At 71.7% G+C, this 15,795-nt stretch carries 17 protein-coding genes and 3 pseudogenes; 14 read left to right on the forward strand and 6 right to left on the reverse strand.

From position 1 onward, the window contains the following. Positions 1-319: 319 nt before the first annotated feature. A complete protein-coding gene (locus ABT041_RS33565) occupies positions 320-580 on the reverse strand; it encodes a hypothetical protein (RefSeq protein WP_351191659.1) in 261 nt (86 codons plus the stop codon). Between the two features lie 388 nt (positions 581-968). Between ABT041_RS33565 and ABT041_RS33570 the strand changes: the two genes are divergently transcribed. After that, entirely contained in the window at positions 969-1,826 is an 858-nt protein-coding gene (locus tag ABT041_RS33570; protein WP_351191661.1) for a universal stress protein, read from the forward strand. 277 nt (positions 1,827-2,103) lie between these two features. Next, positions 2,104-2,751 carry a DUF305 domain-containing protein gene (locus ABT041_RS33575; protein WP_351191663.1) on the forward strand — a complete coding sequence of 216 codons (648 nt, stop codon included), beginning with the start codon at positions 2,104-2,106 and terminating at the stop codon, positions 2,749-2,751. Between the two features lie 57 nt (positions 2,752-2,808). Here the strand turns inward: ABT041_RS33575 and ABT041_RS33580 are convergent, their stop codons facing one another. Continuing rightward, positions 2,809-3,195, reverse strand: a complete 387-nt coding sequence (locus ABT041_RS33580) for a PPOX class F420-dependent oxidoreductase (protein WP_351191665.1) — start codon at positions 3,193-3,195, stop codon at positions 2,809-2,811. 8 nt (positions 3,196-3,203) lie between these two features. Further along, on the reverse strand, positions 3,204-4,118 hold the full coding sequence (locus tag ABT041_RS33585) for an alpha/beta hydrolase (protein ID WP_351191667.1): 915 nt from the start codon (positions 4,116-4,118) through the stop codon (positions 3,204-3,206). 107 nt (positions 4,119-4,225) lie between these two features. Between ABT041_RS33585 and ABT041_RS33590 the strand changes: the two genes are divergently transcribed. The 3 genes and pseudogenes from ABT041_RS33590 to ABT041_RS33600 all read left to right on the forward strand — a co-directional run bounded on the left by ABT041_RS33590 (position 4,226) and on the right by ABT041_RS33600 (position 5,639). Next, positions 4,226-4,642 (forward strand): MarR family winged helix-turn-helix transcriptional regulator, encoded by a 417-nt coding sequence (locus ABT041_RS33590; RefSeq protein ID WP_351191669.1) that lies wholly within the window; start codon positions 4,226-4,228, stop codon positions 4,640-4,642. Positions 4,643-4,759: 117 nt separating this feature from the next. Continuing rightward, positions 4,760-5,095 (forward strand): annotated as a pseudogene (locus ABT041_RS33595) (recombinase family protein); the annotation flags it as partial. Positions 5,096-5,378: 283 nt separating this feature from the next. Continuing rightward, positions 5,379-5,639, forward strand: coding sequence for a hypothetical protein (locus ABT041_RS33600; protein ID WP_351191810.1), 261 nt, complete (start codon positions 5,379-5,381; stop codon positions 5,637-5,639). Between the two features lie 125 nt (positions 5,640-5,764). On the opposite strand, the gene ABT041_RS33605 is transcribed toward ABT041_RS33600, so the two are convergent. Both ABT041_RS33605 and ABT041_RS33610 read right to left on the reverse strand, forming a co-directional pair. After that, positions 5,765-6,478 carry a helix-turn-helix domain-containing protein gene (locus tag ABT041_RS33605; RefSeq protein WP_351191671.1) on the reverse strand — a complete coding sequence of 238 codons (714 nt, stop codon included), beginning with the start codon at positions 6,476-6,478 and terminating at the stop codon, positions 5,765-5,767. Next, a complete protein-coding gene (locus ABT041_RS33610) occupies positions 6,475-7,377 on the reverse strand; it encodes a universal stress protein (protein ID WP_502976657.1) in 903 nt (300 codons plus the stop codon). The genes ABT041_RS33605 and ABT041_RS33610 overlap by 4 nt, the downstream gene beginning before the upstream one ends. Positions 7,378-7,627: 250 nt before the next feature. On the opposite strand from ABT041_RS33610, the gene ABT041_RS33615 reads away from it, so the two are divergent. Continuing rightward, the gene (locus tag ABT041_RS33615; protein WP_351191675.1) at positions 7,628-8,227 is read left to right on the forward strand and encodes a CBS domain-containing protein; all 600 of its coding nucleotides are present in this window, start codon (positions 7,628-7,630) and stop codon (positions 8,225-8,227) included. Positions 8,228-8,300: 73 nt separating this feature from the next. Here the strand turns inward: ABT041_RS33615 and ABT041_RS33620 are convergent. Next, positions 8,301-8,480 (reverse strand): annotated as a pseudogene (locus ABT041_RS33620) (DUF1918 domain-containing protein); the annotation flags it as partial. A 248-nt stretch (positions 8,481-8,728) separates the two neighbouring features. Between ABT041_RS33620 and ABT041_RS33625 the strand changes: the two are divergent. From ABT041_RS33625 to ABT041_RS33660, 8 genes and pseudogenes are all read left to right on the forward strand, one after another. Further along, complete coding sequence (locus ABT041_RS33625) at positions 8,729-9,406, forward strand: CBS domain-containing protein (protein ID WP_351191677.1); 678 nt, start codon at positions 8,729-8,731, stop codon at positions 9,404-9,406. Further along, positions 9,403-11,205, forward strand: a complete 1,803-nt coding sequence (acsA, locus tag ABT041_RS33630) for an acetate--CoA ligase (protein ID WP_351191679.1) — start codon at positions 9,403-9,405, stop codon at positions 11,203-11,205. Before ABT041_RS33625 ends, acsA begins: the two co-directional genes overlap by 4 nt. Before the next feature lie 122 nt (positions 11,206-11,327). Beyond that, positions 11,328-12,284 carry a pyruvate dehydrogenase (acetyl-transferring) E1 component subunit alpha gene (gene pdhA, locus ABT041_RS33635; RefSeq protein WP_351191681.1) on the forward strand — a complete coding sequence of 319 codons (957 nt, stop codon included), beginning with the start codon at positions 11,328-11,330 and terminating at the stop codon, positions 12,282-12,284. After that, complete coding sequence (locus ABT041_RS33640; protein ID WP_351191683.1) at positions 12,281-13,291, forward strand: alpha-ketoacid dehydrogenase subunit beta; 1,011 nt, start codon at positions 12,281-12,283, stop codon at positions 13,289-13,291. The genes pdhA and ABT041_RS33640 overlap by 4 nt, the downstream gene beginning before the upstream one ends. A 1-nt stretch (position 13,292) precedes the next feature. Beyond that, positions 13,293-14,636 carry a dihydrolipoamide acetyltransferase family protein gene (locus ABT041_RS33645; protein WP_351191685.1) on the forward strand — a complete coding sequence of 448 codons (1,344 nt, stop codon included), beginning with the start codon at positions 13,293-13,295 and terminating at the stop codon, positions 14,634-14,636. After that, a complete protein-coding gene (locus ABT041_RS33650; protein WP_351191687.1) occupies positions 14,633-14,902 on the forward strand; it encodes a phosphopantetheine-binding protein in 270 nt (89 codons plus the stop codon). The genes ABT041_RS33645 and ABT041_RS33650 overlap by 4 nt, the downstream gene beginning before the upstream one ends. Further along, positions 14,902-15,582 carry a CBS domain-containing protein gene (locus tag ABT041_RS33655; protein WP_351191688.1) on the forward strand — a complete coding sequence of 227 codons (681 nt, stop codon included), beginning with the start codon at positions 14,902-14,904 and terminating at the stop codon, positions 15,580-15,582. Before ABT041_RS33650 ends, ABT041_RS33655 begins: the two co-directional genes overlap by 1 nt. After that, positions 15,579-15,773, forward strand: a pseudogene (locus ABT041_RS33660) (universal stress protein); the annotation flags it as partial. The gene ABT041_RS33655 and the pseudogene ABT041_RS33660, both read left to right, overlap by 4 nt. Positions 15,774-15,795 lie beyond the last annotated feature (22 nt).

Raw genomic sequence — 15,795 nt, forward strand, 5'->3', positions numbered from 1 at the left:
CGCCGCGCGGCGTCCATCAGGGTCTCGTCCTCCTGCACGCAGCTCGCACCGGGGTGCATGATGTCCCTTGCGGTCGTCATAACCGCGGCCTCCTTCCAGTCCCCCGCTCGTGTTCCGGCCGATTCGCCGATCATTCAGAGGAAGAGCGTCGACACGCTGATGGTGTGTACCGGGCGCCGGGGACGTCCGTTCGGTGCCACGGCCGGTGGCTGGTGCTTCTCGGTGCGATCGCGCCGCGGGTCCGTGGCCGCCGGTAGACCGAGCCTGGCCGGAGGCATGGTGTCCTGGGCGAGTCGGTGCCGTGTCTTCCTGGGCATGGTCACTCCTCCCTTCGTCCGGTGCCGCTCACCTGGACGATCCAGAGTTCGGCGGTGAGGTCGTCCTCGGCCCATTCAGATGGGCCCCCTGCCGTCCGCTCCTCGACGCAGTCGCGCAGTCCACGGCTCGCGAGAAGTTCCTCGTTACGCCTCGGCGGTGATCGCGAAGCCCGCGGTACGCGCATGCCCGCGGCGCCGAGCTCCTTGGTCATCTCTCCCAGCGAGGCGTTCTTGCCTCCCCCCCTGCCGACGTCGGTGCTCATCCCTCCGGGGAACCGGCGGGCGGACGGGGGTCGTCCTCTCGCCCCACCGTCCCTCGTGGAGGCCGCGGTGCCCCCGTGCCGAGCGGGCCTGCGGGCGAGGGCCGGTCGGTCTTCCTGGAACGGGACCGACCGGCCCACGGCGGGTGGCCGATCTCGCTGGTCATGGATTCCTCCTCCGAGGTTCACCCCTCGCGCGGGGCACCTTCAGGGGGCGACACCCCCACGGTCACATCGTGGTGGGACTCCTCGGGATGGGCCGTTCGGCCCCGATCGAGACCTTCCCGGCCCTGCTGCCGGGACGCGCGAGGCCCTCAGTCTGAAGGCCGGGATGTCCTCCTCGGTCCGGCCCACGCACGGAACCGGGCGGACACGACTGAGGAGGCACGCCATGACGGCGCAGGTCACCGTCGGTCTGGACGGCTCGAAGGAAAGCCTCGACGCCTTGGGTTGGGCGGCGACGGCAGCGGTGTTGCGCGAAGTGCCCCTTCGTCTGGTGCATGTGGAGGAGTGGCCGAACACCCCCAGGATGCCCCTGCCGTACGCCCGCGCCCTGGCCGAGCAGACCGAAAGTCTCTTGGAGGACGCGACGGGCCGCGTACGGAAGGATCACCCCGGCCTGGAGGTGATCACCGAGCGCGCGCGTGGCCGGGCGGCGGAGGAACTGACGGCCGCCGCGAACGAGGCGGATCTGACGGTGCTCGGATCGCGCGGGCTCGGCGGCGTCCGGGGCTTCATCGTCGGCTCGGTCTCCCTCGCCGTCGTCGGTTCGGCGCGCCGGCCGGTCGTCCTCGTGCGCGCGGAGAGCTCCCCCGTGGCTCCCGAAGGCGGGATCGTGGTGGGCGTCGACGTCCACCACCCGTGCGAGGACCTGCTCGCGTTCTCGTTCAATGAAGCGGCCCGCAGGAACGCGCCGCTGCGGTTCCTGCACAGCTGGACGCTTCCCGTCTCGTACGGCTACGCGGCCGTCATGGACCCCGGGATCGGCGAGGAGCTGGGCGGCCACCTCCTGAGCGGCCTGGACGACCTCCTCGACCCGTGGCGGAAGCGCTACCCGGGCGTGGAGGCGGCGGGCGCGGCGGTGGTGGGCTCGCCCGCGTACCAGCTGGTCGACGCGGCACAGACCGCGCGGCTTGTCATCGTGGGACGCCGGAACCGCAAAGTCCCGCTCGGCGCGCATCTCGGCCATGTCGCCCACGCGGTCATCCACCACAGCCCCGCGCCGGTCGCCGTCGTCCCCTTGACGTGAGTGGCCGCCCTGCGGCTCACCTCCTCGTGGGCGCCCGCCCGCGTGGGCCCGACAGACCCTTGGACGGAACCGTTCGGCCCCGTCACCGGGGGAACAGCAGGAGGGTGATCGCCGCCGTCGCCGCGTGCTTGATCGCGACGGGCGTCTTCGGACCCGGCCGCGGGGCCGCTCCGACGGTCGCCCCCTTGTGGCGCGGGGTGGACCTGACCCTGACGGGCGGTGAGGTCGTCGGTCCGGTCGGTTTCCGCCGCGCCGGCCGTATGCCTGGAGGCAGATCATGAAGACCGCTACCCGTACCGCCCGCCGACGCACCGCCCTCACCGTCGCCGCGGCCGCACTCGTCGCCGGACTCACCCTGACCGGCTGCGGTGACGACGGCAGGGGCACGCCGGCCCCCACGTCCCCCACCAGCACGACCGCGTCGGCGACCGTCGAGCCCGGGGCCCACGACCAGACCGACGTCGACTTCGCCCAGCAGATGATCCCCCATCACCGCCAGGCGATCGCCATGTCCCGGATGGCCGAGAGCCACGCCACCAGCGGCGGCGTCAGGGAACTCGCCGACCGGATCGAGAAGGCCCAGGAACCGGAGATCAGGACCATGACCGATTGGCTGCAGGCATGGGGCGAGCAGGTCCCCGAAGGCATGTACGGCATGCAGGGCACGGACGGCATGGTCGACGGCGGCATGATGCACGGCATGATGGGCCCGCGTCAGATGACGGACCTCGACCACGCCTCCGGCCGGAACTTCGACACCATGTTCCTGACCATGATGATCCGACACCACGAGGGTGCGGTCGCCATGGCCGGCGCGGAGAAGCAGAACGGCGCCTACGGTCCGGCGAAGGACCTCGCCGAGCACATCATCAAGACCCAGACCGCCGAGATCGCCCACATGCGCGACATGCTCCACGGCCCCTGAACGGCGCTCTCGCGCCCGAGGGCGGTACCGACCTCGGTGCCGCGCTCCGCATGCGCGTCACGGCGTCGGCGTCACCCGGATGCCGAGCGTTCCGGCCTTACCTCGGCGCAGTCGGCTGCCGAGGAGGCTGAGGCGGCCGATGATGCCGTACTTGCGGGCGATGAGCTGCCGATAGCGGGCCGTGGTGGCGGCGTCGCAGATCTCGGCGGTGGCGGGAACCTGGTCGCCCGTCGCATTGCCGCGCAGATCGCAGGCGCCGACGAGGACATCGGCGCGGGCCCGGATCCGCTTGACCTTCCAGGAGTCCGCGGCCGTCCAGACGCCGAGCGCGTCGCCGTCACGCACCACCCAGACGGGGGTGGCGACCGGGGCGCCGTTCCTGCGGTAGCTGGTGACCAGCAGATACCTGCTCGTACCGAGCCGGTCCAGTGAGGTGTCGTTCATGCCCGCACTCACAGGTTGTTCGCGTAGAAGCTGGTGAGTCGTTCGACGGCGGCGTCGACGTATGCGGGTTCGTCGTACATCTCGTAGTGGCCGGCGCCGTCGATCACCATGAGGTCGACCGGGTTGGGGGCCAGCTTCCACAGCTGCATGCCCATGTCGTAGGAGCCGGTGTTGCCGATGCGTCCGGCGAGGACGACCTGCAGCGGCTGGGTCATGAGCTGATCGGCCAGGTGGAACGCGTCGTAGCCCAGCAGGAGTGAGTCACTGCGCAGGAGGCGCCGGTTCGTGGAGTGTTCGTTACCGCCGCGCTCGGTGCGGTAGTAGGTGACGGCCTGAGTGGTGTCGATGTCGGTCAGGCCCGCTGCCGCAGCGTCCTCAAGGGTGTCGGGCAGCCAGTTCACGCGGGTCGTCTCGCCGGAGCGGGCCTCTTCGGTCCGTGCGTCCGCGAGGGCGTCGAGTGCTGCGGCCGGACCGCCGGGGTAGAAGCTGCGGAACGCGGCGCCGATGTTGACGGGGACGACCGTGCCGACCGCCTTGATGCGGTGGTCCGTGCGGGCGGTGTGCACGCCATAGCCGCCACCGGCGCAGATGCCGAGGACGCCGATGCGCTGCGGGTCGATGCCGGGGGTCGTGGTGAGCGCGTCGATGGCGTAGGAGATGTCCTCACCGCGGCGGTAGGGGTCTTCGAGGTCGCGGGGCTCGCCCTCGCTCTGGCCCTGGTGAGCGGGGTCGAGGACGAGCGCGGCGATGCCGCGGGCGGCGAGACGGGCGGCGTAGTTGGCGCCGATCTGCTCCTTGACGCTGCTGCCGGGGGTGGAGAGCACCACGGCGGGCAGCGGTGCGCCGCTGTCGGCGTTGCCGGGGAGGTGGAGGTCCGCGGCGAGGTTGACGGGGCCGCGCGGGATCGTGAGGTGCTGGATCATGGCTGGCTTTCTTCGTGAGATGGTTGTTCCATAGGAGTCCAGTACAAGACGAATCTTGTACGATCTGGAACTAATACGAAACTGTACTACATGGGTGGAGGGGTCGCATGTCGGTCGACGGGGCGCAGCTGTGGACGCTGAACCAGCGACTGCTGGGCGTCGTGATGGATGCCTGCGCGGGCGAGCTGGCGGAGCTCGGGTTGGAGACGAAGGAGTTCTTCGTTCTGGCCGAGGTGGAGGCATCGCCCTACCCGGCCGAGATCGCGACCGCGCTACTGCTGCCCAAGGCGAGCGTGACGGTCTACGTTCGCAACCTCGTCACCAAGGGCTTCATCCGCCGCGAGATCGACGAGGCGGACTTGCGGCGTCACCGGCTCGTACTGACCGACGAGGGCGCGAAAGCACGCGATCGAGCACTTGCAGCCCTCGCGGCGGAGTACGACCGCAGGTTGGCGAGGGTCACCCCCCAGGACCGCCTTGAGCTGCAGCGCATCCTCAAAGCGATGCTCGCCTTGCCCGCGTAGCCCGTATGCGCAAGTGATTCGTCTGTCCGGTGCTCTGCTCGGTGCCAGTACCAGGCGTGACCGCCGGCGACTGACCTCGCCAAGCCCCGGGCAAGTCTGGCCGCCTGTCGGCAAACGATGGCGAGCTCAAGCGGTCAGCGCATCCACGCCGGCATCGAGGACCCGGTCGTCTTCGAGGAGGCCCCCGGCACCTCCAGCCGCCTCCATCCCCTAGAGCGGCCGAAGTTCGGCGAGCTGCTGGCGTACGCGCGGCCGGGCGACACCGTCCACATCTCCGAGATGTTCCGCCTCGTGCGCGGCACCGGGCACATCCTCGACGTGCTCGACGTCCTCCACCGCGACCAGGCGGCGCTGCGCATCCACGACGGCGCGTTCTCCGCGATGGACCTCACCGCCCGCCACCCGCCTACCGGAGAGCTGCTGTCCACGGTGAAGTTCATGGTGCAGACCCTCGCCGCCGCCGGCGAACTCCAGCGCGAACTCCAACGGGAGCTGACGTACGACGGGCTCCGGCCGCCGAGGCCAAGGGCAGCAAGGGCGGCCGACGCCCCCCGTCCCGGCCGACGAGACCGGCACCGTCCGCACGGCCCACCTGGAGGGCCGCTCCATCGCCGCCCTCGCCCGCGACCACCACGTCAGCCGCGGCGCCAAGCGCGGCGCCGTCGCCGACCTCCTGCCCGAACACGCCGCCGCCGACACGGACAGCCCGTCCCCCGAGCTGCAAGTCACCCTCGACATGCCGGGCAAAGCCGCCGACTTCCTCCGCGCCGCCGAACTGGGGCCCGCCGAACGCGCAGTGCTCGACCAGGGCGTGGCCGTCCGGCGCGGGCAGGGCTACACCCTGCGCGTCAGCGCCGTCCCCGCAGTGCACCGCCAGCTCCTCGCCCGCTGCCAGTCACTCGACGGCAGCCAGGGCCTCCCAGCTGTTCCGGCCCAGCGCAAGGCCCGCCGCGAGTACGAGAGCCGCGTCGGCGCCCTCGTGCCGATCAAACCATGATCGTTCTCACCGATAGCCAGGTTCCATTGATCCCCGAGGCCGAGTACCGCTCGTCCTGCGTCGCGTCTCCGGGCAACGCCCGGTCCTAGCCGTTCGGACGCGGAATCCCGTGGCGATCCCATCGATCACGCCTGGCCGGCAGCCCCGGACGGCGTGCCGGGCGCGCCCGGCACGCGGATACGGCGACCGGTCACCCTGCGGGGCGTGAGCGTCACCATGGTGTCGCGCCCCTCGCCGGCCCACGGCTCCGGGCGGCCGGCGTCCGTGATCCTCTGTACCGACGCCCCGTCCGACACCGTGCGCACCGGACCGACGAGGAGCACGCTCCAGCCCTGGCTGAACGCCTCGTCCAGGCGGTCCTCCTCGAAGGCGACTTCCGCGCCGGACGCCGCAGCGCGCGCAAGGGACGAGTCGGCGGCGGTCATGAAGACGATCTCCCCGTCGACGGCTCGGTAGTTCACGGGGAAGACCGCCAGGCCGTCCCCTTCCTCGACGGCGATCCGGCCGACGCCGTGGCCGTCGAGCAGCTCCCAGCACTCGGCCTCGCCGATCTCCTCCATCCGTGCCTGGTGTCCGGCGTGGCCTCCTCCGGGCGCGAGGTCCGCCCGGTACCCCGTGAGGTCCTGGACGGTGGTCTCCAGGGCGTTCGCGAGCCGGACCAGGAATTCGATCCCCGGGGTCGGTACCCGCTCCTCGACGTAGGCGATGAAGCCGGGCGCGGAGCCGGCCCGTTCGGCCACTTCCTCCCGGGACAGGCCGAGCTGCGTTCGCCGTGCCGCGACGCGACGGCCCAGGTCGCTCGTGATCTGCGGCGCGTGCCGGTCATGGGCCGTGTTCATCGCAGGTCTCCTTCCATGGGCTCCGGATTCCGTTGCGGTACGACGGCGACCGGGCAGAAGGCGTGGTGCAGGGTGCGGTGGGCGACCCTGCCGAGTTCCAGGCCGACGAGCCTGTCCCTGCGTCGTGCCCCGACGACCAGGAGGTCGGCGGCGGCGGAGCGCTCGGTCAGTATCGTGCGGGCGGGGCCCTCGACCGAGCTTCGGCGCAGGCGGACCTGGGGATGTTCGGACGCCGCGGCCTCAAGGGCTTTGTCGATCAGTTCGGTGGACTCTTCCACGAAGTAGGCGCCCCCGGCGCGCTTCATCAGCAGGTGGTCGGCCGGTCCGTGCGCCGGTCGCCGCCAGGCGCGGACGACGTCGAGTTCCGCGTCACGGACCGCCGCCTCGCGGAAGGCGAACCGGACGGCCGGCGAGTCGACGTCGTCGTCTCCGATGCCGAGCAGGACGCGCCCGTGGCTCCCCGCCAGGGCATGTCGGTCTCCACGGACGACGGCGACCGGGCCATGGGCCCGGGCGGCGACGGTGAGGCTGACGGATCCGAGCAGAAGGTCGGCGAACTCGCCGCGCCCGCGGGACCCGACGACGAGGATCGAGCCCTCCCGACCCGCCCTGAGCAGTCCGGTGGAGGCGTCCTCGGCGAGGACGTCCGTGGTGACGGGGAGGTCGGGTGCACGGCGCCGGGCGCGTTCGGCCGCGATGCCGACGATGTTCTCGGCGAGGACCTGGCCCGAGGGCCGGTCCGTGGCCCAGGTCGGGACGACTCCTTCGTACCGCTCCCACAGAGAGGCGTGGAGGATCCGTAGGGAAAGCCCGTGCCGTACCGCTTCGTCGACGGCCCAGTCCAGAGCCGTGAGACTGGCGTCGGACCCGTCGACACCCACCACCAGGGGCGACTCCATCATGCCCACCGCCTTCCGGGTCGAGTGGTGACCTGTTGCCACGCTCGCACCGGGCCGCAGGCGCGGGGTAGGGCCGGTCGGTCCCGGTCGTGGTCCGCTCGGGACACGTACGTACCACCGCTGCTCGGGACACATACGTGCCGCGGCCGCCCGGGGCCGGACGTGCCCCCTTCGGCCCTTGCCGGCGCCATTCCGCGGCGGCACGCTCTCAGTAACAGGACTCGGGGCGCAGGAGTACCGGAGGCCGGTCATGAAGCACCCACGCACCGTCGACGACGTGATGACCCACGCGGTGGTCTCCGCCAGACTCGACGCACCCGTCAAGGAGATCGTCCGGTCCATGCAGCGCTGGGGCGTGAGCGCGGTTCCCGTGCTGTCGGCCGAGGGGCGGGTCGTCGGCGTGGTGTCCGAGGCGGACATGCTCGGCAAGGTTCCGGGAGAGGGCCGCGACGGCGGGGTTCCGGTGACGGCGGGCAGCCTGATGTCGGCTCCGGCCGTCACCGTGCCGCGCGATGCCACGATCGCGGGGGCCGCGCGGCTGATGGGGCGGGGACATCTCAAGCGGCTTCCCGTCGTGGACGAGGACGGCCGCCCGGTCGGTGTCGTCAGCCGGGGCGACCTGCTCAAGGTCTACCTGCGCGCAGACGCCGAAGTCGCCGAGGACGTGCGGCACGAGCTCCTCACGCACCTGATCGCTGAAGGCGACGCCGCACTCACCGTACGTGTCGCGGACGGCGCGGTGACGCTCTCCGGGCGCCTGCCCGAGTCCGTGACCGTGGATCTGGCCCTGCGGCTCGCCCGGGCGGTGCCCGGCGTGGTGGACGCGGCCTGGGAGTTCACGACCGCGTAGCGGCCTGCGCGTCATGCGCCGCGTCATGCGCCGCGTCATGCGCCGCGTCATGCGCCGCGTCATGCGCCGGAAAGTGCTGGACCCGCGCGTCCGGGCCCGGGAACACCAGAGTCACCCGGCCCGTGTCCGACCATCGGACGTCGAAGGGGGGAGTGCCGTCTGCGTGGTGCAGCCCGACGATCTCGCCGTCGCGTCCCTCGTCCCCGACCGTGGCACCACCCACGATCAGCCGGTCGCCGACATGAGCCCACAGCCCGGCGCGTGGCTCGTCCTGGCCTCGCCGTGTTCCGGTCACGGTCATGGTCCTCGCCTCCCTGCCCACGCGCCCGGCCGCGGCCGGGCGAGACCGGTGCTCTCGCCTTCCACCGTGCCTCCCGCACTGCAGACCGCCATAGGGGCGAACAGTCCCGGAAGGGGACCATTCGGCACTGCCTCGGGGTGGGCTCCGCGCAGCAGGGTGAGATCTACCGGGGCCGCCACGTCCCGTGAAGGAGGACCGTCATGCAGCACCGTACGGTTTTCGAGGTGATGACCCACTCCGTGGTCACCGCCGGCCCGCAGACCCCGTTCAAGGAGATCGCCCGGCTCTTCGCCGAGAACGACGTCTCGGCGGTCCCGGTCGTCGACCAGGACCGACGCCTGCTCGGCGTGGTCTCGGAGGCCGACCTGCTGCGGACCACCGCCGACCTCCCCGATCCGGAGGGCCGCCCGACGGGCGTCCGATCGCCGTCCCAGGAGCAAGCGCCGCCCGGTGCGGAGACGGCCGCCCAGCTGATGACCTCGCCCGCCGTCACGGCCCAGCCGAACTGGAATCTCGTCGAGACGGCCCGGACGATGCACCTCAGGGGGGTGAAGCGGCTCCCCGTCACCGACGAGACCGGTCGACTCGTCGGGATCATCAGCCGCAGCGACCTGCTGCGTCCCTACCTGCGCAGTGACACCGCGATCCGTGACGAGATCGAGCACGACGTCCTGGCCGCCACTCTGCGCCTCGCGCCCGACACGATCCGCGTGACCGTGGACGACGGAGTGGTCAGGCTGACGGGCCGGGTCGACGAGCGCGCCGACATCCCCGTGATCGTGCGGCTCTGCCGCTCGGTCGACGGAGTCGTCGCCCTGCACGAATCGATCGAGTACTCCTACGACAACCTCGCGCTCGACGTGGAGCCACCGCGATGAACGCCCTCTGGGTGGCACCCGTCATGCCCGACTACGAAAGCGCTCTGGCCACGTTCTCGTGGGGACGCGAGCGGTCCCGGCTCGCCGGGCTGCCGGACGGCGGCGTCAACATCGGGTACGAGACGGTCGACCGGCACCTGCGCGAGGGCCACGGCGCCCACGTCGCGCTGCGCTGCATCGCCCGCGACGGATCGGTGCAGACGGTGACCTTCACCCGGCTCGCGGCCGAGAGCTCCCGTTTCGCGCACGTGCTGGACATGCTGGGCGTGGAACGCGGCGAGCGGGTGTTCACCCTGCTCGGCCGCCGCTTCGAGCTGTACAGCACCGTCCTCGGCACCCTGCGTGCCGGACGCGTCCTGTGCCCCCTGTTCACCGCGTTCGGACCCGAACCCGTCGCGCTGCGCATGGAACTGGGCAACGCCAGGGCTCTGGTCACGACCCGGGAGCTGTACGAGCGCAAGGTTGCCCCAGTACGGTCCCGTCTTCCGCATCTGCGCCACGTGCTGCTCCTCGACCCCGGCACCGACCCGCCCCCGGACACCCTCTCCTTCCCCGCTCTCCTGTCCGCCGCGCCGGACCAGTACACCGTGGCGCCGACCGATCCGGCCGAACCGGCGCTCCTGCACTTCACGAGCGGCACGACGGGCACCCCCAAGGGCGCGATCCACGTGCACGAGGCGGTCCTCGCCCATCACGTCACCGCGGCCTACGCCCTGGACCTGCACGAGGGCGACGTCTTCTGGTGCACCGCCGACCCCGGCTGGGTCACCGGCATGTCGTACGGCATCATCGCCCCGCTCACCCACGGGGTGACGACCGTCGTCGACGCAGGGGACTTCTCCCCCGCACGCTGGTACGGGATCCTCGCCGACCAGCACGTCACCGTCTGGTACACGGCTCCCACTGCGCTGCGCATGCTCATGCGGGCCGCACCACGCAGCGGCGACGCGACGCCTGGCGCGCGCCACGACCTCTCCGCGCTCCGGTTCGTCGCGAGCGTCGGCGAGCCGCTGAATCCCGAGGCCGTGCACTGGGGCCGGGAGGCGCTCGGGCTGCCGGTCCACGACACGTGGTGGCAGACCGAGACGGGCGCCATCATGATCGCCAACTTCGCGGCCGACCCTGTGCGGCCCGGTTCGATGGGCCGACCGCTTCCCGGTGTCGAGGCCGCCGTCCTGGCGTGCGGCGAGGACGACCGGGCCGCGGTCACCGGCGGGCGCGTCCGGATCGTCCAGGAGCCGGGTGCCCAGGGCGAGCTCGCCCTTCGAGCGGGCTGGCCGTCGATGTTCCGCGGCTACCTGCATGAACCGAGCCGGTACGAAGCGTGCTTCGCGGACGGGTGGTACCTGACGGGCGACCTCGTCAGCCGCGACGCCGACGGCTGGTACTGGTTCGTGGGCCGGGCCGACGACGTCATCAAGTCCGCGGGCCACCTCATCGGGCCCTTCGAGGTGGAGAGCGCGCTCATGGAGCACCCGGCCGTCGCCGAGGCCGGTGTCATCGGGCGTCCGGATCCGCTGGCCGGCTCGATCGTCAAGGCGTTCGTGCTGCCGCGCCCCGAGTATCCGCCCGACAGCGAACTGCGGCGCGACGTCCTGGCGTTCGCCCGTCGGCGCCTCGGCCCGGCCGTCGCTCCCCGGGAGATCGAGTTCGTCGAGGACCTGCCCCACACCCGCAGCGGCAAGGTGATGCGCCGTCTGCTCCGGGCCCGGGAACTGGGCCTGCCCGAGGGCGATGTGTCCACGCTGGAGACACCCGAACCGGCCGGGACGGCCGGCATGTCCGGGAAGGAGTTGTGATGGCCACCGCACAGGACGGCAGGTCCGCGAGGGCTGACCACGACGGCACGTTGCAGACGAAGCGGCCCCGTCGCACTCGTGGAGCCGCGACACCCTCCCCGGCTCCTGCTGCGTCCCACGACATGGACCTGCTGCGGCAGATGCTGCTCATCCGGAGGTTCGAGGAACGGTGCGTCGAGCTGTACAGCGCGGCGGCGATCCGGGGCTTCGTCCACCTGTACATCGGCGAGGAGGCGGTGGCGGTCGGCGTCCACCAGGCGCTCGACGAGCGGGACGCGGTCGTCTCCACGTACCGCGAACACGGCCACGCCCTGGCCCGTGGGGTGCCGCCCGAGGCCGTGATGGCGGAGATGTACGGGAAGAGCACCGGCTGCAGCCACGGCCGCGGCGGCTCCATGCACCTCTTCGACGCCGGCCGCCGGTTCTACGGCGGCAACGCGATCGTCGGGGGCGGGCTGCCGCTCGCGGCCGGTCTCGCCCTCGCCGACCGGATGCGCGGCGAGTCCCGCGTGACCTGCTGCTTCTTCGGTGACGGAGCCTTCGCCGAGGGCGAGTTCCACGAGACCGCGAACCTGGCGGCCCTCTGGGGACTGCCGGTGCTCTTCGTCTGTGAGAACAACCTGTACGCGATGGGGACGGCCCTCGCCCGCGAACACGCCCAGACCGACCTCGCCATGCGGGCCGCGTCGTACGGCATGGCGGCCTGGGCCGTGGACGGCATGGACGTACACGCCGTCGAGAAGGCGGCGCGTGGGGCAGTCGAGTCCATGCGCGCCGGCAACGGACCGCACTTCCTGGAGATGCGGACGTATCGCTTCCGAGCACACTCGATGTACGACCCCGACCGCTACCGGCCGAAGGACGAGATCGAGGCGTGGAAGCGGCACGACCCCGTCACGGGCCTCGCCGACGGCATGCGTGCGGCCGGTCTCCTCGACACCGCCGCGCTGGAGGCTCTGGACCACGACGTCATGGAAGAGATCGACCGAGCCGTCCGGACGGCCGAGCAGGCGCCCGAGGAACCGGCCGAAGACCTGCTGCTCCATGTCACCGGCCGACACGAGGAGGCTGCGTCATGAGCACGCGCACGCGACCGCGGGCCCATCCCGACGACGGCACCACCACATACAGGGAAGCCCTGCGCGAAGGGCTGCGCGAGGCCCTGGCCGCGGATGACCGGGTCTTCCTCATGGGCGAGGACGTGGGACGCTACGGCGGATGCTTCGGCGTGAGCCTCGGCCTCCTGGAGGAGTTCGGACCGGATCGGATCCGGGACACGCCCCTGTCGGAGTCCGCGTTCGTCGGAGCCGGCATCGGCGCCGCCCTGGCCGGGATGAGGCCGGTCGTCGAGATCATGACGGTCAACTTCAGCCTCCTGGCGCTCGACCAGATCCTCAACAACGCCGCCACTCTGCGACACATGTCCGGCGGACAGCTCGGTGTGCCGCTGGTGATCCGCATGACGACGGGCGCCGGACGGCAGCTGGCCGCCCAGCACTCCCACAGCCTCGAAGGCTGGTACGCACACATCCCCGGGCTGCGGGTCCTGGCCCCGGCCACGGTCGACGACGCCCGCCATGTGCTGGCGGCGGCGCTCGCCGACCCCGACCCGGTCCTGCTCTTCGAACACGGCAGCCTCTACAACACGGCCGGCCTGCTCGATCCGGAGGTCCACGACGTCGAACTGGACCGCGCGGCGGTCCGCCGCGAGGGCACCGACGTCACGGTCGTCGCGTACGGCGGCTGTGTGTCCAAGGCTCTCGAAGCCGCGGAGGCGATGGCCGGGGAGGGGATCAGCGCGGAGGTCGTCGACCTGCGGACGCTGCGGCCCCTGGACGACGCCACGATCGTCGGCTCGGTCCGGCGGACGCACCGGGCCGTCGTGGTGGACGAGGGTTGGCGCAGCGGCAGTCTGGCGGCCGAGGTCGAGTCGCGTATCTGTGAACAGGCGTTCTTCGATCTCGACGCACCCGTCGAACGGGTGTGCAGCGCGGAGGTCCCCATTCCGTACGCCCGCCGGCTGGAGGAGGCGGCACTCCCCCAGGCGTCCGGAATCGTGGCGGCGGCGCGCCGAGTGGTGAGCTGAGATGGCCGAGTTCACCATGCCGTCGCTCGGCGCCGACATGGACGAGGGCCTGCTCTCCGAGTGGCTGGTGCACCCTGGTGACCAGGTGACGCGGGGCGACGTCATCGCCGTGGTCGAGACCGCCAAGTCCGCGATCGAGGTGGAGTGCTTCGACAGCGGTACGGTCGAGACCCTCCTCGTCGACGAGGGCACCACCGTGCCGGTGGGCACCGCGCTGGCACGTATCGGCACGACCGCCGAGCGCACCGAGAGCCGGCCCGCCAAGAGCCGGCCCACGGCCCGGAGGCAGCCCGTCGAAAGCCCACCGCAGTCCACGCCCCTGGTCCGCCGCCTCGCCGAGGACCGGCACGTCGACCTCGCCGCCGTCCATGGTTCGGGCCCGGGAGGCAGGATCACACGCGCGGACGTGGAACACGCGGAACCGAAGCCGGAAACCGCCCCGGCACCAGAACACGACAAGGCCGCGCCGACGCCACGGCCCACGAAGCCGGCGCGCAGCGACGACGCGACGGGGAAGCGTCCCACTCCGGCGCGGGTGAAGTCCTCACCGCTCGCGCGGCGGCTGGCCACGGAACTCGGCGTCGACCTCACCGAGGTGACCGGCACGGGGCGGGACGGCACCGTCCGTGCCGGGGACGTCCGTGCCGCCGCAGCCGCCGAGAGCGCACCGCGGCCGGCCGTCCCGGATGCGGCACGGGCGGCGACCGCCCGGCTCATGAGCCGGTCCAAGCGGGAGATCCCGCACTTCTACCTCTCCACGACCGTGGACATGGCAGCGGCACTGGAGTGGATGCACGCGCGCAACCGCGAACTGCCGCTGTCCGCCCGTCTGGTGCCCGCCGCACTCACCTTCAAGGCCATCGCGATGGCAGCGCGCCAAGTACCCGAGCTCAACGGGCACTGGGGCGACGACGGCTTCGTCCCGGCGGAGGAGGTACGGCTCGGCGTCGCCGTGTCCCTGCGGGGCGGTGGCCTTGTCGCCCCTGCCCTCGCACACGCCGACACGCTCTCCGTGGCCGAGCTCATGGCGTCGCTCAGGGATCTGGTGGCACGGGCACGGGGCGGCCGGATGCGAGCGTCGCAGACGGCCGATCCCAGTCTCACCGTCACGAACCTCGGCGACCAGGGCGTCGAGGCGGTGTTCGGCGTCGTCTACCCGCCGCAGGTCGCACTCGTCGGCCTCGGCAGGATCGTCGAGCGGCCGGTGGCCGTGAACGGCCTGCTGGGAGTACGTCCCGTGCTGACGGCGACGCTGTCCGCCGATCACCGAGCCGCGGACGGTGCCACCGGCGCGCGTTTCCTGACCGCCATGGACCGGCTTCTGCAACAACCGGAGGAACTGTGAACCACGACCAGGCAAAGGAGTTCGTCCGGCAAGCCGTGCAACGTGTCGTGCCCGGCGCGGAGTTCACAGGGCTCGATCCCGGAGTGTCCCTGCGGGACACGTTCGAGATGGATTCGCTGGACTTCCTCGAGTTCGTCGAGGCGCTCGCCGAACTCAGCGGGACGGAACTCACCGAGGACGACTATCCGGCCCTCGACACCTGGGACGGCTGCGCCGCTCGCCTGGTGGGCGGGGGACGTGCGACCGCGCGGGGAAGGAGAGGGTGATGAGTCACCGCAGGATCGGCGAGCTGATGACGCGCGAGGTGGTGAGTGTCCGCGGCGACGCCCCGTTCAAGGAGATCGCCCGCACGCTCTCGCAGCACCGGGTGACCGCTGTTCCCGTGCTGGACGGCGGGGGCAGGGTGGTCGGGGTGGTCTCGGAGGGGGATCTGCTGCGCAAGACCGCCGACCAGGCCGCCGCACCGGGAGACCTGCCGGCCGTCCCGGAGCTGGAGGCATGGGAGCGGGCCAAGGCCGAGGGGACACGGGCGGAGGAGCTGATGTCGGCACCCGCCGTGTGCGCCCGCCCGGACTGGACCGTGGCGGAGACGGCGCGGCTGATGGAGGTCCAGAAGGTCAAACGGCTCGTCGTCGTCGACGACGAGGAGCAGCCGGTGGGCATCGTGAGCCGCCGTGATCTGCTGGGCGTCTTCCTCCGCGAGGACGACGACATCCGCCGGGAGATCGTCGAGGACGTGCTCGGCGAAACCCTGCGTCTCGGACCGACCGCGCTCACCGTCGAAGTCCACGACGGGCGGGTGGACCTCGCCGGCAGGCTGCGCTTCCGGGGCATGATCCCGGCGGTCGCGCGCATGTGCGCGACCGTCGACGGCGTGGTCTCGGTCTCCACCACCCGGCTCACGTACGACACGGATGACACCGCACGAGGAGGCACGCGGTCATGACGCGGAGCACCGCGGTCGGCCCGGACGGCACGGAACAGGCGAACGCCGCCGCGGAGTGGGCGGCCGACGAGGCGGTGCTGCGCGGCACCGGCGTGCACCTGATCCATGCCAAGGAACCGGTACCGCAGGCTGTGCTGCCCTTCATGCCACGAGGGTTCGACGACGCGTGGGCCGAGGAGATGCCGGCGCGCACCGCCCACGACCTGCGCAAGC

The organism is Streptomyces sp. NPDC002825 (assembly GCF_040295385.1).
Taxonomy (GTDB): Bacteria; Actinomycetota; Actinomycetes; order Streptomycetales; family Streptomycetaceae; genus Streptomyces.